This window comes from Streptomyces sp. NPDC047028 (assembly GCF_040644095.1).
GTDB lineage: Bacteria > Actinomycetota > Actinomycetes > Streptomycetales > Streptomycetaceae > Streptomyces.
On sequence record NZ_JBEYVS010000075.1, the window covers coordinates 1 to 20,505 of the forward strand.

Genomic DNA, 20,505 nt, shown 5'->3' on the forward strand with positions numbered 1-20,505 from the left:
CGGGGCACTTCCTCACCCAGCTGCGGGCATGCGTGCCGCCAGGGGCGGCACGGGTGGGCGCAGCGGCACCCGGCAAGCGCCGGTGAGTGAGACGCCCTCCGGCCCGCGCCGACGCCGGCTACGCCGCCAAGTCACGTTCCTCTGAGGTCACCTGCTGCCGGGCACCGGGAAGGGCGGGGTCAGGGGACGGGACGGAACGGCGTCGTACGAGCAACCCCGCCCGAGGCGACCGCTCCACCGCCCGCATCAGCGGAGTGAGCAGGGCCATGGCCAGGGGAGACAACAGGAGGGCAACCGCCGTACCGAGCGCGAACCCACCCACCACATCAGTCGGATAGTGCACGCCCATGAAGACCCGGCAGAACCCCTCCAGCAGGGCCAGCCCGATCCCCACCAGCCCGAACCGCCGGTTCGCGACGAACAGCCCGACCCCCAACGCCATGGTGAGGGTCGCGTGGTCACTCACAAAGGAGAAGTCCGTCTTGCCGGACACGAGGACATCGAGCCCCTGATGGTCGACGAACGGCCGGGGCCGTTCCACGAACCCCCGGATCGGCACGTTCACCAGCACCGCGATCCCCGCGGCGAGCGGCGCCCACACCAGCGCGGCCACGGAGGTCGCCGCGTTCTCGGCCCCCCGCCGCCGCACACTCCACCAGCACCACACCACCAGCAGCACCATCGCGACCAGCAGCCCGTACTCACCGACGAACTCCATGACGCGGTCGAACCAGTGCGGCGCGTCCTTGGCCAGGCCATTGATGTCGTACAGCAGGTCGACGTCGGGGTTGGATCCGGATTCGGCGAGTACAGCCATGGTGCTGCGGCTCCTTCCTCGTCTACCGGACGCACCTCGTGTGCGTCGCTACTGCCCCCGCCAACAGGAACGCACGGCCCCCGTCCATACGTTCCTGTCTCCACGGAACGATCACGCAGACGTTATCGAAGAGAGACTCATTCTCGCAGCTCAGGGGGCAGGTTCACGCACGGTTCACACCGTTGTGGGCAATGCTTTCGCGCCATCTTCGGTCACCCGGGTCGCTCCGAAGTAGTCCGCGCCGTCGATGGGGTCGAACCGGATCACGGCCCCGGTCCTGGGCGCGTCGATCATGTACCCGCCGCCGACGTAGATACCCACGTGGTGGATCGCCCGGGAGTCGCTAGGGTCGTGCGAGAAGAAGACGAGGTCCCCCGGCAGCAACTGGTCCCGCGAGGGGTGCGGCCCGGCGTTGTACTGGTCGTTGGCGACCCGGGGCAGCGTGATCCCGACGCTCGCGTACGCGGCCTGGGTCAGACCCGAGCAGTCGAAGCGTCCTCCCTGGTCAGCGGTGCCCTCGCCGCCCCACAGATAGGGCGTGCCGAGCTTCTGCTGGGCGAACGCGATGGCCCCCGCGGCCTGCCGGCTGGGACTGAGCCGCCCGCTCGGCGCGGCGAAACTCTTGGACAGGCTGCGGATCCGCTTGACGTAGTTCTGCGTCTCGCTGATGGCGGGGACGCCGCCCGCCTTGATGACCCGGTAGGCGCCCGCGTTGTACGCGGCGAGCATGTTGTCGGAGGTGTTCCCGGGGACGTCCTTGACGTACTTGGCGAGTTCGCAGTCGTACGACGCGGCCGACGGAATCGCGTCATTCGGGTCCCAGATGTCCCGCTTGCCGTCGCCGTTCCCGTCGATCCCGTGCGTCGCCCAGGTGCTCGGGATGAACTGGGCGATGCCGCGCGCGTCGGCCGGGCTCACGACGGTCGGATTCCAGCCACTCTCCTGGTACAGCTGGGCCGCGAGCAGGGCGGGGGTCAGCGCCGGGCACAGGTTCCCCCACCGCGCCACGAGCGTCGTGTACGCCGCGGGCACCGCCCCCTTGGCCAGCCCCCGGCCCCCCGAGGTGACCCCGTTCAGCAGGTTCCCGGCGACGACGTACACGCCGACGACCAGCAGCATGACGAGACTCAGCCCAAGCCCGACGGCCGCCCCACCGAACACCCATACCTTCCGCACACCCCAACTTTCCCCCATGACGACCCGGTTCGGGAGCACTCAGGTGTGATGTGGCGTCATTTCATGGGGTCGGCCGACGGTTTCAGGTCTCCCGCTCCGTCAGGAACCGCTCGTCGCATCCTCATACAGTTCCGCTGCCGGGCGGCCGAAGGCCACGCTGTAGGAGACGTCTGGTGTCGAGCCGCCTCGCTCGTGGCCGCCGAGGACGCCGACGAGCTGTCCGCTTCCGTTCACCCACGGGCTGCCGCTGGTGCCGCTCGTGAAGGCGGGGCAGTCGATGCGCTGTTGGGTGGGGCTCTGCCGGCCCGGCTTGTTGGTGCACCTGATGGGTACGTCGAGGGAGCTCGGATAGCCGGTGAGCGTCACCGGCGTCGCCCCCGTGACCGTCCCGGCCGCGAACCGGTTGGCGCCGACCACGTCCTCGATCCGCCGTCCCCCGCCGTCCAGCTCCTCCACGTAGGCGAAGGCGACGTCGCTGTCCTCGTCCTCCCCGCTCGCCCAGGCGTCCGGCATGAACCGCTTCGTCACCTTCCACACCCCGTACGGCGCCTTTCCGTCCCGGTACCCCGGCACGAACACCCGGTCGCCCTCGGTGCCGCCCGCGCAGTGCGCTGCCGTCGCGATCAGATTGCCCTGCGGGCTGTGCACGACGGAGGCGGTACAGAAGTGGTGGCCGGCCAGGTCGTCGGCGTTCTCCGTCCCGAACAGCGCCCCTACCCGCATGCTCTGCCGGTCCGCCCCGGTCACCACGGTGACCCCGAGCGGCCCGCGCCCGTCGTCGGCGGCGGCCACCGACGCCGACGTCAGCGCCAGCATGATCACCGCCCCGAGCAACGCGGGACGCGAGCTGACCGAGATGCGTGAGCTGCGCTTCATCAAGGCCTCACTCTGTCGCAAGAAGGTGAGAATGCCTCTCCGACTTCACTGAGAATTACCTGTGAACCTCCCTGAGCACGGACGGAGAGGTCGGCCTGAACACACATCTCATATGACGATCCCTCCACGGTACTGTCCTGCCCTCACCCCCGCCTCCGTAGTCGTCACCCCTGGTCATCACTCCTGGCAGTCGGCCCACAGCAGCTTCCCGCCCCGTGACGCACCCAGTTCCCGCAGCACCGAGACGCCCCAGGAATCCGCGCACGCCTTCACCAGGTGCAGCCCGCGCCCGCTCTCCGCGTCCTCGTCCGGCACTACGCCCCCGGGCGCCGCGTCGGCCGTGAAGCCCGGCGGCACACTCGGGTCCGTGTCCCACACGGCCACCGTCAACCGCCCCGTCTGCCGCCCGAGCAGCCGTAGGGCATAGGGACCGGTGGTGTGCAACTGGGCGTTCGCCAGCAGTTCCGCCGCGAGGAGTTCGGCGGTGGGGGTCAGGGTGTCGAGGTCGTGCGCGGCGAGGACGGTACGGAGCGTGGCACGGGCGATGCCGGGGGCGCGGGGATCGCGGGGGAGTTGGAGGGTGTAGGTCCAGGGCGGGGATACGGTGGCCATGGAAGTCTCCGTTCACTGAAGAGGTTTGGGCGTTCCGGTGGCTTGCCGATCCGTCGATCGGTGCGCTTCCGGCGGGTGGCGCCGAACTCAAAGTAGCGGTGCGCCATATATTCTTCATCCCATTCGGAACGATAACTAAAAGATCTACCTGTGTGAGTGACAGGCAGTACGGAGGAGCGACGGCCATGCCCGTGAGGACCAACCCAACGGCACGGCAGCTCCGATTCGGCACCGAACTGCGCAAGCTCCGCGAGCGCGCGGGGCTGAGCTCCACGGAGGCCGCCCGTCTCCTCGGTATCAAGCAGGCTCAGGTCAGCAACATGGAGACCGGACGGCTCGCGGTCAGCGCAGAGCGCGTACGCACCATGGCCTGCCAGTACGAATGCCCCGACAAGGAACTCGTCGAAGCCATCGCCGGGATGACCGGAGAGCGCAAGCGCGGCTGGTGGGAGGAGTACCGGGACATCCTTCCCCCGGGGCTCCTGGACCTGGCGGAGCTGGAGCACCATGGCACGGCGCTGCGCACCGCCCACACCTCAGGCATCCCCGGGCTGCTCCAGACGTTGGAGCACGCCCGCGAGGTGTTCCGACAGGTGGTACCCGAACTCTCACCACCCGAGGTCGAGCACCGCACCTCGTTCCGCATCAAGCGCCAAGCCGTGCTCTTCCAGAAGAGTCCCGTCCAGTACCAGGCGATCATCCATGAGGCCGCGCTGCACATGCGGTTCGGCGGACGTGACGTGGCCAGGAACCAGCTGAAGCACCTGCTCAAGATGGCCGAGCACCCCAATATCTCCCTGTACGTCATCCCGTTCGAGGCGGGCGGCTACCCAGGTGCGGGACAGCCCGTCTACTACGTCCACGGCCCGGTACCGCAACTGGACACGGTCCAGCTCGACCAGTCGCACGGAATCGCTCTGCTGAACGCGGAGGCCCAGCTCGGCAAGTACCGCGTCATCCTCGACCGCCTGACGAGCCTGAGCCTCATCGAACTGGAGTCACGGGCCCTCATCCACCACATCATCCAGACCATGTGAGGCACGTATGCCCTGGCAGAAATCCTCGTACTGCGGCGAAGGCGAGTCCTGCGTTCACGTAGCCGAATCACCCGACGAAGTCCACATAACCGAATCCGCCGACCCCAGCGGAGCGATACTCACGGCCGCGCCCGCCGATTTCGGCGCCCTTCTCGCCGTACTGAAGGAAGAGACTCGGCAGCCCGCGCCCATCGAGGTCGCCTTCGGCGACGGGGACGTCGTACGGCTGCGGGCGGGGGCCGGCGGGGTCGTCACGACCACGCGGTCCCGGTGGGACGCCTTCGTACTCGGGGTGCGGGCGGGGGAGTTCGACCGGTTCGCGGGGTGACGGCCGCTCAGGGGTGGTCGTACCAGGCGAAGGACGAGATCCGCCAGCCCCCGGGCGTGCGGACGTACTGGAGGGTCTTCACCCCGCCGCCCTCGTAGGGCTCGCCGTTCATGAGGCCGGACTTGCGGTACTCGGCGACGCGGCAGGCGAGGTCCCCGGCGATCTCGGTCCGCTCGGAGGTCTCCCACTCGGAGAACTCGGTCAACCGGCCGTCGGCGAGGAGGCGTTCGCGGGGTTCGATGAACTCGTCGAGGGTGGAGACGGTGAACTCGGGGCGGGTGATGACGATCACCGCCTCCGGGAGGAGCAGTCGGCGCAGCCGGGACACGTCGGCCGGCTTGCCGCCCCGGTTGTCGAAGGCGCCGAAGAACTCGGCGGTGAGCGCGTCTATCTCGGCCTTGGACATGGGCGGACTCTAGCCGAGGGAGTCACACGCGGTGCTGCTCCGCTGCCGGGTCGCGCTGCTGCTGCTCCCCTTCGGGGGTGGCCGTGACCCGGCCGCCGGGGTGGCGCAGGGCGGCGAGGTAGGCGAGGCCCAGGGCGATGGCCATGCCGTAGAAGACCCACTGGTTGGCCTCGGCGAAGTCCATGCGGATCGTGTTCATGGCGTCCCGCATGACCGAGGCGGCCTGGCCGCTGCCCTGCGGGACGCGGGCGTCGCCGCTGCCGGTGATCGACTCGGTGACGTGACGGGCGATGCCCTTGGAGGCGGCCGGGGACAGGCCCCGGGCTTCCAGGGAGTTGACGACGTTGTCGTTGGTGACGTGGGTGAGGATCGTGCCGTAGACGGCGAGGCCGATGCTCGCGGCGTAGTTGCGGACGGTCTGGGTGATGCCGGTGACCTCGCCGTAGGAGGCGCCGATGGCGCGGTTGACCGCGTCCGTGGAGGCGGGGGCCAGGATGAAGCCGATGCCGGCGCCGGCGAGGGCGGCGTAGGGCCACTGGTCGTGCATGGAGAGGTCGGTCATCTGGCCGGCCCACAGGGCGAAGCCGAGCGCGCCGAGGAGGCTGCCGAGCTTGAGGGCGGGCCGGGCGCCCCGTTTGTCGAGGATGCGGCCGCCCCACTGGGAGGCGATTGCGAAGCCGGCGAAGAAGTAGAGGAGGAAGAGGGCGGCCTGGTTGGGGGATGCGCTGAGGGAGATCTGGGCGTAGACGGAGGCGAAGAAGAAGAGGGGGACGAAGGCGAGCATGGCGAAGAACAGCACGGCGGTGTCGGCGGTGAACGCCTTGTCGCGGAAGATCCGGAGGTTGACCAGGGGGTGCTGGACGCCGCGTTCGTAGCGGACGAAGCCGTAGAGGACGAGGAGTCCGCCGGCGATGCAGCCCCAGGTGGCCGCGCTGTCCCAGCCCCAGGACCAGGCCTGCTGGAAGCCGAGGACGCTCAGGCCCATGCCGACCGCGATGAGGGCGGCGCCGGCGACGTCCAGGCGTTCCGCGCGGCGGCGGTCGGGGATGCGGGCGAGATACGTGAGGACCAGGGCGGTGAGGGCGACGGGCACGTTGACCCAGAAGATGGCGCGCCAGGTCCAGTCGGTGAGCCAGCCGCCGAGCAGCGGGCCGAGTGCGGTCAGCGCGCCGGAGATCCCGAAGAACAGGGCGAGGGCGCGGCCGCGCCGTTCGACGGGGAACACGGCGACGACGACGGCGAGGGCGGCCGGGAAGAGCAGGGCGGCGCCCAGTCCCTGCGTGGCCCGGAAGACGATCAGCCAGGCCTGCGCGAAGCCGCCCGTGGGCACGCAGCCGCACAGCACCGAGGAGACGACGAAGACGAGGGTGCCGATCATGACCATCCGGCGGGCGCCGAAGAGGTCGGCGAGCCGCCCTCCGAGGGCGAAGAAGGCGGCGAGGGCCAGCAGGTAGGCGTTGACGACCCACTGCATCCCGGAGGTCGACAGCCCGAGTTCGTCGACGATGTCGGGGGTGGCGATGGCCACGATCGTCTGGTCGATGAACGTCATGGCGACGGCGAACATCATCGCCGCCAGCGCCAGGGTCTGCCGGGGTGGCCCCTGCCCCGCGGCCGAACGGACCCTCTGCTCACGTCCCGCGCGTATGGCACTCATCCGACCAGTCTGCGAGCGTCCGTCGCCTCCCGCATCCGGGGCCGGCACGGCGCGCGAGCGCTCAGAACGTCGTCGTCATCCCGCCGTCCACCGGGATCGTCTGGCCGGTGATGAAGGAGGCCGCGTCGCTCGCCAGGAAGACGACGATGCCCGCGATCTCGCCGGGGCGGCCCCAGCGGCCGAGGGCGGTGCGGGTGCGGAGCCAGTGGGTCCGGTCGGGGTCGTGGACCAGGTCCTCGTTGACATCCGTGGCGAAGGTGCCGGGGGCGACCGAGTTGACGGTCGTGCCGCTGGGGCCGAGGTCGGCGGCGAGGGCGCGGGTGAGGCCGTCGAGGCCCGCCTTGGCGGTGGCGTAGGCGACGTCGCCGGTGCGGCCGAGTTGGCCGACCACCGAGGAGACGTTGATGATCCGGCCCGGGACGCGGCGCTCGGCCAAGCTCCGGGCGACCGTCTGGCTCAGGGCATACGCCGAGGTCAGGTGGACGTCGAGCATCGCGGCCAGCTCGTCCGGGGTCATCTCCGTGACGCCCCGGCGGTCGCGGTGGCCGACGTTGTTGACCAGGACGTCGATGGCGCCGAGGCCGCTGACCGCCTCCTCGGCCGCCTCCCGGTCGGTGACGTCGAAGGCCGCGGCGGTGACGTCGTAGCCCTCGCGGCGGAGCAGGGCCACGACCGCGTCGAGCGTGGTGCGGTTGCGGCCGTTGAGGACGACGCGGGCGCCTACCTGTGCCAGGCCCCTGGCCATCTCCAGGCCGAGGCCGCGCACGGAGCCGGTCACGAGGGCCGTACGGCCATCGAGCCGAAAGCTCATGGGCGCTGCGTCGCAGCCCGCGCCGCCCGCGCCGTCGTCGTCGACGCCGTCCATCCCTGCCGCCGTCCAAAGGGTTCGGTTCGGTCCTATGCGGAATCCCGGAGTCCGGGATTCCGCACGTCACCGTATCCGGTCGGCCGTGGCCCGCTGAACGGTGGTGCGTACGCGCACGTACCACTCAAAGACGGAATCCCGTGACGTCCCATCCGGAAGGGGATGAGTCGGATGGTTCCTACGGCACTGCGCAGGTCACTCGGGGCGGTGGCGGTCGCCGGCACCGCCGCCGTCACACTCGCCGCCTGCGGTGGGGGCGGGGGCGGCCACAGCAGCAGCAGTACCAGCAGCGGTCAGGCGCACGTCTCGGGGACCCGCGTCACGGTCACCGAGACCGAGTACGCGCTCAAGCTCTCCCGGTCCCACTTCACACCCGGCACCTACACCTTCGTGTCGGACAACGCCGGCAAGGTCACGCACGCCCTGTCGATCGACGGCCCCGGTGTCGAGGACGCGCACACCAGCAACATCCAGCATGGACAGCACGCCACCCTGACCGTGACCCTCAAGAAGGGCTCCTACGACCTCTACTGCCCCGTCGACAGCCACAAACAGCTCGGCATGGACCAGCACATCACGGTCGGCTGACCTTGCTGAGCCCCCAGTCCACCCCCGTCAGCTCCTCCGACAGCGTCCACAGACGGCGGGCCGCCTCCGGGTCGCTCGCCGCCGCGCTGCGGCCGGCCAGCGCCGGCGCGCCCCGCATCTCACCGAGGCCGTCGGGGCCGACGTACGCGGCGCCCGGCAGGTCCTGCGTCGCCGCATAGAGGGTGGGCAGGGCGCCCGCGCGGTCCGACTGGGCGAGCAGCCTGTTGCCGATGCCCAGGAACGCCCGCGCGACGGGGTTCGCGTGGTGGCTCTGCAGGTTGGTCGCGGCGTAGCCCGGGTGGGCGGCCAGGGACCGTACCGGTGAGCCGGCCTCGGTCAGGCGCCGCTGGAGCTCGAGCGTGAACAGCAGGTTGGCCAGCTTGGACTGGGCGTAGGCGCGGGTCGGGCTGTACCGGCCGCGCAGGTTCACGTCGGCGAAGCCGATCACCCCGTCCCCGCTGCGGTGCAGGCCGGACGACACCGTCACCACGCGGTCCGTGACATACGGCAGCAGCAGGTTCGTCAGGGCGAAGTGCCCGAGGTGGTTGGTGCCGAACTGCATCTCGAAGCCGTCCTTGGTGCGCAGCTCCGGGAGCATCATCACGCCCGCGTTGTTGATCAGCAGGTCCAGCGGGCGCTCGTCCCAGGCGTCGGCGAACTCCCGCACCGAGGCGAGGTCGGCGAGGTCCAGCCTGCGCACCTCCGTGCTGCCGCCGGTCCGTGCCGCCGCGGCGCCGCCCCGCTCCAGGTCCCGTACGGCGAACACCACGTGCGCGCCGGCGCCGGCCAGCGCCTGGGCGGTGGCGAGGCCGAGGCCGCTGTTGGCACCGGTGATCACGGCCGTACGGCCGGGCAGGTCGGTCACGTTCCACTTGGTTGCCATGACCCCAATGTAGGCAACGCCAACAATGCTGTCAACGGCAACATCGGGATACGATGGTCCGCATGCCGCGCCTGACCCCGCCCCGCCCCTACCACCACGGAGACCTCCGCGCCGCCCTCCTCAAGAGCGCCGAGCGCACCCTGCGGGAGAAGGGCGTCGGCGCGCTGTCGCTGCGCGAGCTGGCGCGGGACGTCGGCGTCAGCCACGCGGCGCCCGGCCGGCACTTCAAGGACAAGCAGGCCCTGCTCGACGCGCTCGCACTGGACGGGTACGACCGCCTCGACGCGGCCCTCTCCGGTGCCGACCGCCCCGGGCTCTCCTTCGAGGAGCGGATGACCGCCCTGGCCCGGGCCTACCTCGGCTTCGCCGTCGACCACCCCGAGCTGCTGGAACTGATGTTCGCGCGCAAGCACGACCCGGCCAGCTCCGCCCAGCTCGCGGGAGCCGTCGACCGCTCCCTCGGTTCACTGACGCGGACGATGGCCGGGGCACAGGAGCGGGGCGAGATCGTCGCGGGCGACCCCGAGCGGATCACCATGGTCGCGGCCGCGAGCCTGCACGGGCTGGCCGCCCTCATCGCCTCCTGCGCCCTGGACGCGGACGAGGCCATGGCCGGCCTGGAGGAACACGTCCACCTGTTGCTGCACGGACTCCGGCCGCGATAGGGGCCAGAGGGTCACCCCTCCGCCCCTTCCCGCAAGCCGCCCGCCGCGTCTCGCTGTGACCGCCCTGTGCCGCGGGTCAAGCCGTTCCCACCGCGACGCCACCCCCTCCCCATCCCCCGGTAAGGCACCACCCTCCTTCGGTAATGCGGAAGTCAGGATTCCACCAGCCTCCTTGTTGTCGCGTACTCAACAAGCGAGGGTCGGTCGCGGGCCGCCGCCCCCGCCGGTCACCCACCGGTGGTCCCCCACACCGCAGGCCTCTCCCCACCCCTCACAGGAGGCTGTACGTTGCCCACGACCACCCCGACCACCCCCACCTCCCCCCACATATCCGGTACTCCGCGCACCCGGCGCCGTATCGCCGGGGCCGCCGCGGCCACAGCCGCGCTCCTGCTCACCGGACTCGGCACCGCCGTCCAGGCGCACGCCGCGGGTGCCGCCACGACAGGAGCCACCACCGCCCACACCAGGACCACCTGGACGGCGACCCCCTGCGCCACCCCCAAGCACAAGGGCGAACTCGCCTGCGACTCCCTCCGCGTCACCGGCGGCGTCACCGCCTTCCAGAAGGCGCAGGCCGCGAAGACCGGCCGGACGGCGCAGGCCATCACCCCGGACGCGGCCGCCGCCGGCCCCACCGGCTACGGCCCCTCCGACCTCCAGAAGGCCTACGGCCTCACCTCCGCGGCGGCCTCCAACGGCTCCGGCAGAACCATCGCCATCGTCGACGCCTACGACGACCCCAACGCCGCCGCCGACCTCGCCGCCTACCGCTCCCACTACGGCCTGCCCGCCTGCACGACCGCCAACGGCTGCTTCAAGAAGGTGAGCCAGACCGGCTCCACCACCTCCCTGCCCAAGGCCGACAGCGGCTGGGCCGAGGAGGAGTCCCTCGACCTGGACATGGCCTCCGCCGTCTGCCCGCAGTGCCACATCACGCTCGTCGAGGCCAAGACCCCCACCACCGCCAACCTCGGCACCGCCGTCAACGAGGCCGTCAAGCTCGGCGCCAAGTACGTCTCCAACAGCTACGGCGGCTCCGAGTCCTCCTCCGACCCGTCGTACGACTCCTCGTACTACAACCACCCGGGCGTCGCCATCACCGCCTCCGCGGGCGACGAGGGCTACGGCGCCGAGTACCCGGCCGCGTCCCGCTACGTGACCTCCGTCGGCGGCACCGCCCTGAAGTCCTCCTCCAACGCCCGCGGCTGGACCGAGTCCGTCTGGAACACCAGTTCCACCGAGGGCACCGGCTCCGGCTGCTCCGCCTACGACACCAAGCCCGCCTGGCAGACCGACACCGGCTGCGCCAAGCGCACGATCGCCGACGTCTCCGCCGTCGCCGACCCCGCGACCGGCGTCGCCGTCTACGACTCCTACGGCGTCACCGCCGGCTGGTACACCTTCGGCGGCACCAGCGCCTCCGCCCCGATCATCGCCGGCGTCTACGCCCTCGCCGGCACCCCGGGCAGCGGCGACTACCCCGCCGAGTACCCGTACGCCGCCGCCGGCACCTCCGCGCTGAACGACGTCACCAGCGGCAGCAACGGCACCTGCTCCACCAGCTACCTGTGCACCGCCCGGTCCGGCTACGACGGCCCCACCGGCGTCGGCACCCCGGAGGGCACCAGCGCCTTCACCGGCTGACCCGTCACCACATCGGGTCAGCACACCGAGTCACCCCGTCGGGTCACGGGGAGCCGCCACCTCGAGGGGGACGTGGGGTCCCCTCGGCGGCAACACAGGAGGGGCCCCGGCAACCGCCGGGGCCCCTCCGTCATGCTCCGGTGTCACCCCGGCGTGAGAACATCGGACCGGACCGTCACCCGACCAGCCGTCAGAAACCGCGCCGGGTCGTAAAGGAGGTCAACGACGGAACCACACACAGGTTCCGCTCCCACCTCGTTGCCCGGCGTAACCTGCCGTGATACACAGAGTGACCGAACAAGCCATTTGTACGAAACCCGACGGTGATTGACGTCAAGTCGACATACGACGGCGACGATGTCGGCGAGAATGAGACCTGACCTCTGCACGCCGCAGGGGCCGTTGCGGAACTACCCATCAGGGGCGGTGACTTACATGCTCTTTGCGGCCGACAAGGGAGACATCAACACCATCATCGGCGGGATCGCTCCGGACTGGGGCCCCTTCGGCAGCCTGGGCAACGAGGCCAAGGTGATGATCGAGGTGGTGATGGCCGTCGCCATCCTGCTCTGCCTCGGCATCGCGGTCTGGGGTGCGGCCAAACAGCGGATCGGCGCGACCGCGCTGCGCGACACGTTCAGCGCGGAACAGGGCAAGGGGCTGATCATCGCCGGCCTCACCGGGGTGTTCATCATCGGCTCCCTCGGCACGCTGTTCACGATCGTGTACGGCATGGCGGTCTGACACCCCGTCTCCTCACCTGCCTCCTCTCCCCCTTCTCCCCGTCGTGCCCACCGGCTGAGGTTGCGTTTCCCTGATGTCGAGTCACCACACCCCGCCCGCGCGGGAACCAGCACGGCTACCGTCGTATCTCTACGAGGGGGAAGGGGCGTACGCCGCATGAGCACCGGAGACGAGCAGGGCTACACCGACAGCCACTCGGGCCAGACGCGTACCCGACTGCCGGAGAACGATCCCTACGGCGGCGCCCCCCGCCGGGGCCCCCGCCGCTCGTCCCCCCGCAGCCTGGTCACAGTGGTCGGCGTCGTCGTCCTCCTCATCGCCGCGATCGCCTTCGCGAACAGAGGGGGATCGTCCGCCGACGGCTCGTCAGGAGACTCCGGCGCCGCGAACAAGCCGAAGGCGGCGGCGACCGCGGCTAGCGGGACCAAGCCGGTGACGACAAAGAGCGAGGCCATCCCCACCGGCTTCACGCAGGACCAGCAGGGTGCCCAGAGCGCGGCCGCGAACTACGCCACCGTGTTGGGCTCCGACGGCATGTTCAACACCGCCAGACGGCACCAGATCGTGCAGACCATCGCGGATCCGAGCACCGTGAGCCGCCTCCAGGCCGGTTTCGACGCCGACTACTCGGCCGCCTTCCTGAAGAAGATCGGCCTCAACACCGACGGCACCGCGTTCCCGGGCAACACCTTCGTGAACCGCACCCTCCCGGTCGGCACCAAGGTCACGTCGTACACCGACAGCGGAGCCACCGTCGAGGTGTGGTGCAACGGCCTGTTCGGCCTCGCCGGCGACAACTCGACCAATCCGGTGACCAGCAACTGGTTCACGGTCACGATGAAGCTGAACTGGAACGGCGGAGACTGGAAGGTCCTCGAGTCCAGCCAGAAGACCGGCCCCACCCCCGTCACCGGTGACAACCCCGTGTCCGGTGCCGATGAGATCAGCAAGGCGGTCCAGGAGTTCGGAGGCTTCACCTATGCCCGGTAGCCAGCACCGCGCGCTCAAGCTCACCGGCCTCGTGGCCGCCGTACAGACGACCACTGTCCTCCTGGCCACGCAGGCGTTCGCAGCCCCGAAGCCCAGCCCGTCCAAGAGCGACGACCCCTGCTCGCTGATCGCCGGGCCCGCCAGGAAGTACTGCGAGAACGACAGCGGAGGCGGCTCCTCCCACAAATCCCTCACCCCCGACAGCCCCCTCCCCTCCACCCTCGACCCCCTCTCCTCCCTCGGAAAGGGCTGTGCCGACGCCGCCTCCTGGACCATCGGGAAGCTGAGCGACGCCGTGAAGGAGACCGCGAACGTCGACTTCACGAACCACAAGTTCCTCCAGCAGTACGCGGTGGTGTTCGCGGCGTCGACGATCCTCACGCTGCTCCTCTGGCTCCTCGCGGTAGCGAAGCGCGCCGTACGCGGCGTCCCCCTCACCACCGCCATCAGCGAGGCCATCGGCTTCCTCTGGCTGACCGTCCTCGCCTCCGCCTTCACCCCGCTGATCCTCTACACCGTCGTCTCGGCGACGGACGGCGTCACCGACGTACTCGCGAAGGCGACCGGAGACCAGACGGACACGTTCTTCGGCACGTTCTCCGGCGCCCTGAGCAAGGGCAACGACATCGGCGGCGGCCCGATCATGCTGATCGTGGTCTCCCTGGTCAGCATCCTCGCCGCCGGCATCCTCTGGCTGGAGCTGGTGATCCGCGCCGCCCTGCTGTACGTCGGCGCGCTGCTCGGCACGGTCGTCTACGCGGGCCTGGTCGACAAGAACCTGTGGGGGCACGTCCGCCGCTGGGCCGGGATCATGATCGCGGTCATCCTCGTCAAACCGGTGATCGTCATCGTGCTGGGCCTGGCCGGCGCCCTGTCCTCGGGCGACGGCCCCGACGCGTTCTCGGCGGTGGTCTCCGGCCTCGCCATCATCCTGCTGGCCATCTTCGCCAGCGCGATGATCTACCGCTTCGTGCCCGGCTTCGGCGACGAGATCGCCGGCTCCCGCAACAACCGCATCATGCAGGGCGCCGAGAGCAAGGCCGCGGCCGTCATCAGCTCGCCCGCCACCCTCGTCGCCCAGGGCATCAAGACGCACAGCGCCCGCGCCGACAACAACGGCGGCGGGGGCGGCGCCCAGAGCGGCGGCGCCCGGCCCGCCAACCCCCTCTCCGGCGGTGTCGCCGCCCACAGCAGCCGCGGGGCCGCGCCCGCCTCCGGCGGAGCCGTCCCCTCCGCCGCGCCCGCGCCACGCGCGCCCAGCCCCGTCAACACCCCGCACGCAAGCAACACCCGCAATACCAACAGCTCGGGAGGTGAAGGGCGTTGACGACCGAGTCCCACCTGTCCCATCCGGTCACGCCCCGCCGTACGTATCTGATCGGCCGGGCCCGCCCGAACGCGATCGTCGGCCGCAACCGCGAGTCCGGCGAGATCGTGCTGATCATCGCGGGCGCGTTCCTCGGCATGATGTGCGGGCTCCTCGTCCCCGTCCTGAGCCTGCGGATCGTGCTGCTCATGGGCTTCCCGCTGCTCGCGCTGGCCGCGGTCTACGTGCCGTACAAGCGCCGCACGTTCTACAAGTGGTTCGAGATCAACCGCTCCTACAAGCGCACCATCAAGGGCAGCGCAGCCGTCTACCGCTCCTCCGTCATGGAGGCCGGCACCAGCCTGGACGGGCGCGAGGTGGAGATCGGGCCGCCACCCGGCATCGGCAGGATCAACTGGCTCGCCGCCCCGTTCGGGCCCGACGAGATCGCCGTACTCCTGCACGCCGACAGGCGTACGGTCACGGCCGCGATCGAGATCGAGGGGCCGGGCGTCGGCCTGCGCGACTCCGAGGACCAGGAAGCCCTAGTCGACCGCTTCGGCACGCTGCTGAAGCACGTGGCCAACGGCGACGGCTTCGTCACCCGTCTCCAGATGCTCGCCCGCACCCTGCCGGCCGACCCGGACGCGCACGCCAAGGACGTCGCCGTACGCGGTGACGACAAGGCGCCCGACTGGCTGACCCGGTCCTACGACCAGCTCCAGTCGATGGTGTCCACCAGCAGCGAGCAGCACCGCGCGTACCTCGTCGCCTGCATGCACTACAGCCGCGACCTGGCCGCCGAGGCGCACGCCATGGCCCGCGCGGCCCGCCCGCAGGCGGGGCGCAAGCTCGACAAGGACGCGGGGCTCGCCGTCGTCATGGCGCGCGAGCTGACCGACATCTGCTCCCGCCTCCAGGAGGCCGACATCCGGGTCCGCCAGCCCCTCGGCCAGGGCCGGCTCTCCTCCCTCATCCACTCCATGTACGACCCGGATCACCCCATCGACCACATCCAGGCCATGACCAAGCGCAACGCCTGGCCGGCCGAACTGGACGCGCTGGAGCCGACGTACCTCCAGGCCAAGACCCGCGAGTCCAGCACCCGCGCGCCCTGGTGCCACGCCACCGCCTGGGTGAAGGAGTGGCCGATGACCCCGGTCGGCGTCAACTTCCTGGCGCCGCTGCTCGTCCACACCCCGGACGTCATCCGAACGGTCGCCGTGACGATGGATCTCGAACCCACCGAGGTAGCCATCGAACGTATGTTGACCGAGAAGACCAACGACGAGGCCGAGGCGTCCCGCGCCGCCAAGATGAACCGCACCGTCGACCCGCGCGACATCGCCGCCCACAACCGGCTCGACCAGCGCGGCGAGGACCTCGCCAGCGGCGCCGCCGGCGTCAACCTGGTCGGCTACATCACCGTGTCCTCCCGCTCCCCCGAGGCCCTGAACCGCGACAAGCGGACGATAAGGGCCTCGGCCGGAAAGTCGTACCTCAAGCTGGAGTGGTGCGACCGTGAGCACCACCGCGCGTTCGTCAACACGCTGCCCTTCGCCACCGGCATCCGGAGGTAGGACCTGATGCGGGATCCGCTGTCCGTCCTCACCGACGCCTTCACGGCCTTCCTGTTCGGCAAGGTCGAGACGACCCGCCTGCCGGTGCGCACCTCCACCGGCCAGGCCCAGGCGGTCTACCTGCCCACCGCCGCCCCCGGCCTCGGCGACTCCGGCGTCATCATCGGCCGCGAGGTCTACTCCGGGAAGGGCTACATCTACGACCCCTTCCAGCTGTACGGCCAGCAGCTCCCCGCCCCGCACTGGCTGGTCCTCGGCGAGTCCGGCAACGGCAAGTCCGCCCTGGAGAAGACGTACGTCCTGCGGCAGCTGCGCTTCCGCGACCGCCAGGTCGTCGTCCTCGACGCACAGGGCGAGGACGGCGTCGGCGAGTGGAACCTGATCGCGGAGGAGCTGGGCATAACCCCCATCCGACTCGACCCGACGGCCGCCCTGGACCACGGCATCCGCCTCAACCCCCTGGACCCCGCCATCACCACGACGGGTCAGCTGGCGCTGCTGCGCACCATCATCGAGGTCGCGATGGGCCACGGCCTGGACGAGCGCTCCGGCTTCGCCCTCAAGGTCGCCCACTCCTACGTCAACGAGACCATCCTCGACCGTCAGCCCGTCCTCACCGACATCGTCGAGCAGCTACGGCACCCCGAGCCCGAGTCGGCCGAGGCGATGAACGTCGCCATAGACGACGTACGGGCGTGGGGCCTGGACGTCGCCCTGGTCCTGGACCGCCTGGTCGACGGCGACCTGCGCGGCATGTTCGACGGCCCGACGACGGTCGGCATCGACCTGGACGCCCCCCTCATCGTCTTCGACCTCTCCCACATCGACCGCAACTCCATCGCCATGCCGATCCTGATGGCCATCGTCGGCGTCTGGCTGGAGCACACCTGGATCCGCCCCGACCGCAAGAAGCGCATCTTCCTGGTCGAAGAAGCCTGGCACATCATCAACAGCCCCTTCGTGGCCCAGCTGTTCCAGCGGCTGCTGAAGTTCGGGCGCCGGCTGGGCCTGTCCTTCGTCGCCGTCGTCCACCACCTGTCCGACGTCGTCGACGGCGCGGCGGCCAAGGAGGCCGCGGCGATCCTGAAGATGGCGTCCACCAGGACCATCTACGCCCAGAAGGCGGACGAGGCACGGGCCACGGGGCGAGTGCTGGGCCTGCCCCGGTGGGCGGTGGAGATCATCCCCACCCTCACCCCCGGCATCGCGGTCTGGGACGTCAACGGCAACGTCCAGGTCGTCAAACACCTCATCACCGAGACCGAACGCCCCCTCGTCTTCACCGACCGCGCGATGACCGAGTCCTCCAGCGACCACCTCGCCGCGGCCGACGACGCCCTGCACGCCGCCGAACTGGAGGCCGAGGCCCGGGCGGCGGCCTTCATGGAGCAGCACATGGAACAGCCTCTCGGCGACTCCGAATCGACGGTGGCGTAGGGGCGAGGGAGGGTGGCACGGGTGAGACAGGGCACCGGCGACCGCCGGGAGGGCCAGAGCCAGGGCGGCATCCCTGACGGCCTCCTGGTCGGGATACTCGCGTTCCTCATCGGCATGACCCTGCTGGTGTGGTCGGCGACGGGCCTGGCGGCCTGGTTCGCCCACGGCGGCTGGCCGAACGCCGTCACCTTCACCCGCACGCCCCTGGCCATGCGCCACCTCATCGGCGAACCCCACGACCTGCCGGGCGCCTGGCCCGACACCCCACCGTCCCAACTCTCCGGCTGGGGCCTGTTCTGGGGCCTGTTCATCGGCCAACTCATGATCCTCTTCGTCGCGGCCCTGTTCACGATGGGTGCACTGACGAGATGGAGAACGGGGAGGGCACGCCGGGCGTCGGAGGGGGCGCGGGGGGCTGCCCTTGGGCCTTCCCAGGAGATGCCGGCGACTGCGCGGATGGCTGAGCCTCAGCAGGAGACGCCGGTGACTGTGCAGGTACCTGCGGCTTCGCATGAGGTGCCCGCGCCTCGTGCTGAGCCTGTGCCGGTCGGGTCGGGTGCCGTTTCGATCGACGGTGAACGGGTGGGTGGGTGGGAAACCCACAGCGCCGAAGGCGCGGTCCTCTACGCCGCCCCCGCCACCCGCCACTCCACCGCCGCCCAGGCCATCCAGGACGCTCCCGGCCCCGCCCTGGTCGTCACCTCGAACCCCGCCCTCTGGCAGGACACGAAGGACGCCAGAGCCAAACTCGGCCCCACCCTCCTCTACGACCCCACCCACCGCTGCGACACCCCCGCCAGACTCCACTGGTCCCCCACGGCGGGCTGCGAGGACAAGCCGACGGCCCTCGCCAGAGCCACCGCCCTCCTCACCCCCGTACAGCCCACCGCCAAGATCGACCAGGCGGTCGCCGACACGGCGATAACCCTCCTCCGCAGCTATCTGCACGCCGCTGCCCTGGAGTCCCGCACCATCCGGCACGTCCACCGCTGGGCCCAGGGCACCCAGATCCAGGACGCCGTGCGAACCCTCCGCACCCACCCCAAGGCGGCCCCCGGCGCGGCCGGCGAGCTGGAAGCGGCTCTCACCGCGCACCCGGAACGCCGGGACATCGCCCAGGAGTTGACCGGGCGCGCCCTCTCCGCCCTCTTCACGGTCAACATCCGCGAAGCATGCACTCCCAACCGAACTGATGCCCTCGCCTTGGATTCCCTCGTCCACGAAGGGGGCACGCTTTATGTGGTGGGAGATTCCATCGAGGACCCCAGGACGAACCCCGGCGCGATGCCCCTCCTGACTGCCCTCGTCTCAAGCGTGGTCGAGCACGGCCGGCGCATGGCCGCACGGTCATCCTCCGGTCGGCTCGACCCACCAGTCACCCTGGTCCTCGACGACATCGCCGCGGTGGCCCCCATCCCCCAGCTCCCCGAGCTGCTCGCCACGGGCACCGCCCAGGGCCTGCCGACCCTGGCTCTGCTCCGTTCCCGCGAACAGGCCCGCTCCCGCTGGCCGCACCAGGAACTCCCGGTCTAGGGACCTGGGAAAGGCTACGGCGTCAGCACGAACTCCAGCTCGTTCTGGGCCTCGTCCGACGCGAGCGGCACACTCACCCCGCTCGGCGCGAAGCCGATCTTCCGGTAGGCGCCCTGTGCCCGCGCGTTGTCCTCGTGCACGAGCAGCCGTACTCGCTCGGCCCGCTGCTTCCAGGCCCACTCCACACCGGCGTCGAACAGGGACTTGATCAACCCGTTCCCCCGGTGCTCGGGCCGTACGAACACCCCGACCACATGCCCCTGGCGCTGCTCGACGGGAGCCCCGGCCCAGTCGGTCGTCCCCGCCTCTTCGATGAGCACGGTCACCGTGCCGGCCCACGAGCCGTCGGATGTCTCGGCGACGAACTGCTGCGCGCCGGTGGAACCCTCGCCGGAACCCTCGGCCCGGTCCTGCCAGAAGCTGTCCGGCTGCGACTGGGCGTTCTCGAAGGTCTCCAGGAAGGCGAGGTGCGCGACCGGGTCCCGCAGTGCGTCGAGCCGAAGCTGCTTCACCGCGGTCCACTCGTCGGGCCTTATGGCGCGGATGACGTAGTCATCGCTGGTCAGGGTACTCATGGAGGTACGGTAGTCCCTGTCGCGCGGCCCCTCATCCCATATTCGGGGACGCTTGTCCGGAGACGGTTGTCAGAGGGCTGTCCTACTGTGGCCGTATGACAACGCTCCCAGACCGACCCCGCACCGCACTGCTCGTGATCGACGTGCAGAAGGGCGTGGTGGCCTCCGCGCACAACCGTGACGGCGTCATCGCGAACATCAGCACCATGGTCGACAAGGCCCGCGCGGCGGACGTACCTGTCATCTGGATCCAGCACTCCGACGACGAGATGAAGGAGGGGACGGAGAACTGGGAGTACGTCCCGGAACTCGTCCGCGACGACAGCGAGCCGCTGGTCCACAAGAACTATCCGGACTCCTTCGAGGACACCCAGCTGGAATCGGTGCTGGCCGAGCGGGGAATCGGCCGGCTGATGGTCACCGGCGCCCAGACCGACGTCTGCATCCGCTCCACGCTGCACGGCGCCCTCGTCCGCGGCTACGACGCGACGCTGATCGCCGACGCCCACACCACGGAGGACCTCAGTCAGTACGGCGCCCCGTCCCCGGACCTGGTGATCGCGCACACCAACCTGTACTGGAAGTGGCACGAGGCCCCGGGCCGCAAGGCTGGCACAGTGGACACGGCAGAGGTGACGTTCTGAAAACAGCCACTGAAACGCAGAAAACCCCCGCATCTTTCGATGCGGGGGTTTTCTCAAATTTTGTTCGGCGGTGTCCTACTCTCCCACAGGGTCCCCCCTGCAGTACCATCGGCGCTGTGAGGCTTAGCTTCCGGGTTCG

General features: G+C 70.1%; 21 protein-coding genes and 1 rRNA gene. 12 read left to right on the plus strand and 10 right to left on the minus strand.

The features are described 5' to 3' along the window. Positions 1-118: 118 nt before the first annotated feature. From ABZ854_RS35395 to ABZ854_RS35410, 4 genes are all read right to left on the minus strand, one after another. Entirely contained in the window at positions 119-817 is a 699-nt protein-coding gene (locus ABZ854_RS35395) for a phosphatase PAP2 family protein (protein ID WP_361219663.1), read from the minus strand. Positions 818-991: 174 nt separating this feature from the next. After that, positions 992-1,936 (minus strand): bifunctional lytic transglycosylase/C40 family peptidase, encoded by a 945-nt coding sequence (locus ABZ854_RS35400; protein ID WP_361219709.1) that lies wholly within the window; start codon positions 1,934-1,936, stop codon positions 992-994. A 156-nt stretch (positions 1,937-2,092) separates the two neighbouring features. Beyond that, positions 2,093-2,869 carry a trypsin-like peptidase domain-containing protein gene (locus ABZ854_RS35405; protein ID WP_361219665.1) on the minus strand — a complete coding sequence of 259 codons (777 nt, stop codon included), beginning with the start codon at positions 2,867-2,869 and terminating at the stop codon, positions 2,093-2,095. A gap of 177 nt (positions 2,870-3,046) precedes the next feature. After that, on the minus strand, positions 3,047-3,481 hold the full coding sequence (locus tag ABZ854_RS35410; RefSeq protein ID WP_361219668.1) for an ATP-binding protein: 435 nt from the start codon (positions 3,479-3,481) through the stop codon (positions 3,047-3,049). Positions 3,482-3,666: 185 nt separating this feature from the next. Here ABZ854_RS35410 and ABZ854_RS35415 point away from each other — a divergent pair, with 185 nt between their 5' ends. Next, a complete protein-coding gene (locus tag ABZ854_RS35415) occupies positions 3,667-4,518 on the plus strand; it encodes a helix-turn-helix transcriptional regulator (RefSeq protein WP_361219670.1) in 852 nt (283 codons plus the stop codon). Positions 4,519-4,525: 7 nt separating this feature from the next. Then, positions 4,526-4,846: a DUF397 domain-containing protein gene (locus tag ABZ854_RS35420; RefSeq protein WP_361219673.1), complete on the plus strand. Its 321-nt coding sequence runs from the start codon at positions 4,526-4,528 to the stop codon at positions 4,844-4,846. 7 nt (positions 4,847-4,853) lie between these two features. Here the strand turns inward: ABZ854_RS35420 and ABZ854_RS35425 are convergent, their stop codons facing one another. The 3 genes from ABZ854_RS35425 to ABZ854_RS35435 all read right to left on the minus strand — a co-directional run bounded on the left by ABZ854_RS35425 (position 4,854) and on the right by ABZ854_RS35435 (position 7,774). Beyond that, the gene (locus ABZ854_RS35425) at positions 4,854-5,252 is read right to left on the minus strand and encodes a nuclear transport factor 2 family protein (RefSeq protein ID WP_361219676.1); all 399 of its coding nucleotides are present in this window, start codon (positions 5,250-5,252) and stop codon (positions 4,854-4,856) included. 22 nt (positions 5,253-5,274) lie between these two features. Continuing rightward, entirely contained in the window at positions 5,275-6,822 is a 1,548-nt protein-coding gene (locus tag ABZ854_RS35430) for an MFS transporter (protein WP_361219712.1), read from the minus strand. A gap of 148 nt (positions 6,823-6,970) precedes the next feature. Further along, positions 6,971-7,774 (minus strand): SDR family oxidoreductase, encoded by an 804-nt coding sequence (locus ABZ854_RS35435; protein ID WP_361219679.1) that lies wholly within the window; start codon positions 7,772-7,774, stop codon positions 6,971-6,973. Positions 7,775-7,945: 171 nt separating this feature from the next. Between ABZ854_RS35435 and ABZ854_RS35440 the strand changes: the two genes are divergently transcribed. Beyond that, the gene (locus ABZ854_RS35440) at positions 7,946-8,362 is read left to right on the plus strand and encodes a copper-binding protein (protein ID WP_361219682.1); all 417 of its coding nucleotides are present in this window, start codon (positions 7,946-7,948) and stop codon (positions 8,360-8,362) included. Here the strand turns inward: ABZ854_RS35440 and ABZ854_RS35445 are convergent. Next, a complete protein-coding gene (locus ABZ854_RS35445; RefSeq protein ID WP_361219685.1) occupies positions 8,349-9,245 on the minus strand; it encodes an oxidoreductase in 897 nt (298 codons plus the stop codon). The two genes, ABZ854_RS35440 and ABZ854_RS35445, sit on opposite strands and share 14 nt — an antisense overlap. A 62-nt stretch (positions 9,246-9,307) precedes the next feature. Between ABZ854_RS35445 and ABZ854_RS35450 the strand changes: the two genes are divergently transcribed. The 8 genes from ABZ854_RS35450 (at position 9,308) to ABZ854_RS35485 (ending at position 19,147) form a co-directional block, all read left to right on the plus strand. Next, positions 9,308-9,910, plus strand: coding sequence for a TetR/AcrR family transcriptional regulator (locus ABZ854_RS35450; protein WP_361219688.1), 603 nt, complete (start codon positions 9,308-9,310; stop codon positions 9,908-9,910). Positions 9,911-10,237: 327 nt separating this feature from the next. Further along, positions 10,238-11,557, plus strand: a complete 1,320-nt coding sequence (locus tag ABZ854_RS35455; RefSeq protein WP_361219715.1) for a S53 family peptidase — start codon at positions 10,238-10,240, stop codon at positions 11,555-11,557. 435 nt (positions 11,558-11,992) lie between these two features. Further along, complete coding sequence (locus ABZ854_RS35460) at positions 11,993-12,301, plus strand: hypothetical protein (protein WP_014673544.1); 309 nt, start codon at positions 11,993-11,995, stop codon at positions 12,299-12,301. A 156-nt stretch (positions 12,302-12,457) separates the two neighbouring features. Next, entirely contained in the window at positions 12,458-13,291 is an 834-nt protein-coding gene (locus ABZ854_RS35465; RefSeq protein WP_361219691.1) for a hypothetical protein, read from the plus strand. Beyond that, positions 13,281-14,618, plus strand: a complete 1,338-nt coding sequence (locus ABZ854_RS35470) for a hypothetical protein (RefSeq protein WP_361219694.1) — start codon at positions 13,281-13,283, stop codon at positions 14,616-14,618. Before ABZ854_RS35465 ends, ABZ854_RS35470 begins: the two co-directional genes overlap by 11 nt. Further along, positions 14,615-16,177: an SCO6880 family protein gene (locus tag ABZ854_RS35475; RefSeq protein WP_361219697.1), complete on the plus strand. Its 1,563-nt coding sequence runs from the start codon at positions 14,615-14,617 to the stop codon at positions 16,175-16,177. The genes ABZ854_RS35470 and ABZ854_RS35475 overlap by 4 nt, the downstream gene beginning before the upstream one ends. A 6-nt stretch (positions 16,178-16,183) precedes the next feature. Then, positions 16,184-17,614 carry an ATP-binding protein gene (locus tag ABZ854_RS35480; RefSeq protein ID WP_361219700.1) on the plus strand — a complete coding sequence of 477 codons (1,431 nt, stop codon included), beginning with the start codon at positions 16,184-16,186 and terminating at the stop codon, positions 17,612-17,614. A 21-nt stretch (positions 17,615-17,635) separates the two neighbouring features. Further along, the gene (locus ABZ854_RS35485; RefSeq protein ID WP_361219703.1) at positions 17,636-19,147 is read left to right on the plus strand and encodes a type VI secretion protein; all 1,512 of its coding nucleotides are present in this window, start codon (positions 17,636-17,638) and stop codon (positions 19,145-19,147) included. Between the two features lie 14 nt (positions 19,148-19,161). Here ABZ854_RS35485 and ABZ854_RS35490 read toward each other — a convergent pair whose 3' ends face one another. Then, entirely contained in the window at positions 19,162-19,722 is a 561-nt protein-coding gene (locus ABZ854_RS35490) for a GNAT family N-acetyltransferase (RefSeq protein ID WP_361219704.1), read from the minus strand. A gap of 95 nt (positions 19,723-19,817) precedes the next feature. On the opposite strand from ABZ854_RS35490, the gene ABZ854_RS35495 reads away from it, so the two are divergent. Continuing rightward, on the plus strand, positions 19,818-20,366 hold the full coding sequence (locus ABZ854_RS35495) for an isochorismatase family protein (protein WP_361219707.1): 549 nt from the start codon (positions 19,818-19,820) through the stop codon (positions 20,364-20,366). Between the two features lie 62 nt (positions 20,367-20,428). On the opposite strand, the gene rrf is transcribed toward ABZ854_RS35495, so the two are convergent. Next, positions 20,429-20,505: ribosomal RNA gene (rrf, locus tag ABZ854_RS35500) — 5S ribosomal RNA — on the minus strand; the annotation flags it as partial.

Coding starts and splice junctions, on each gene's coding strand:
- ABZ854_RS35430 (WP_361219712.1), bottom strand. CDS start 6,822: ATGATGTTCGCCGTCGCCATGACGTTCATCGACCAGACGATCGTGGCC.
- ABZ854_RS35435 (WP_361219679.1), bottom strand. CDS start 7,774: ATGGACGGCGTCGACGACGACGGCGCGGGCGGCGCGGGCTGCGACGCA.
- ABZ854_RS35395 (WP_361219663.1), bottom strand. CDS start 817: ATGGCTGTACTCGCCGAATCCGGATCCAACCCCGACGTCGACCTGCTG.
- ABZ854_RS35450 (WP_361219688.1), top strand. CDS start 9,308: ATGCCGCGCCTGACCCCGCCCCGCCCCTACCACCACGGAGACCTCCGC.
- ABZ854_RS35470 (WP_361219694.1), top strand. CDS start 13,281: ATGCCCGGTAGCCAGCACCGCGCGCTCAAGCTCACCGGCCTCGTGGCC.
- ABZ854_RS35460 (WP_014673544.1), top strand. CDS start 11,993: ATGCTCTTTGCGGCCGACAAGGGAGACATCAACACCATCATCGGCGGG.
- ABZ854_RS35445 (WP_361219685.1), bottom strand. CDS start 9,245: ATGGCAACCAAGTGGAACGTGACCGACCTGCCCGGCCGTACGGCCGTG.
- ABZ854_RS35410 (WP_361219668.1), bottom strand. CDS start 3,481: ATGGCCACCGTATCCCCGCCCTGGACCTACACCCTCCAACTCCCCCGC.
- ABZ854_RS35490 (WP_361219704.1), bottom strand. CDS start 19,722: ATGAGTACCCTGACCAGCGATGACTACGTCATCCGCGCCATAAGGCCC.
- ABZ854_RS35415 (WP_361219670.1), top strand. CDS start 3,667: ATGCCCGTGAGGACCAACCCAACGGCACGGCAGCTCCGATTCGGCACC.
- ABZ854_RS35425 (WP_361219676.1), bottom strand. CDS start 5,252: ATGTCCAAGGCCGAGATAGACGCGCTCACCGCCGAGTTCTTCGGCGCC.
- ABZ854_RS35400 (WP_361219709.1), bottom strand. CDS start 1,936: ATGCTGCTGGTCGTCGGCGTGTACGTCGTCGCCGGGAACCTGCTGAAC.
- ABZ854_RS35405 (WP_361219665.1), bottom strand. CDS start 2,869: ATGAAGCGCAGCTCACGCATCTCGGTCAGCTCGCGTCCCGCGTTGCTC.
- ABZ854_RS35465 (WP_361219691.1), top strand. CDS start 12,458: ATGAGCACCGGAGACGAGCAGGGCTACACCGACAGCCACTCGGGCCAG.
- ABZ854_RS35420 (WP_361219673.1), top strand. CDS start 4,526: ATGCCCTGGCAGAAATCCTCGTACTGCGGCGAAGGCGAGTCCTGCGTT.
- ABZ854_RS35480 (WP_361219700.1), top strand. CDS start 16,184: ATGCGGGATCCGCTGTCCGTCCTCACCGACGCCTTCACGGCCTTCCTG.
- ABZ854_RS35440 (WP_361219682.1), top strand. CDS start 7,946: ATGGTTCCTACGGCACTGCGCAGGTCACTCGGGGCGGTGGCGGTCGCC.
- ABZ854_RS35495 (WP_361219707.1), top strand. CDS start 19,818: ATGACAACGCTCCCAGACCGACCCCGCACCGCACTGCTCGTGATCGAC.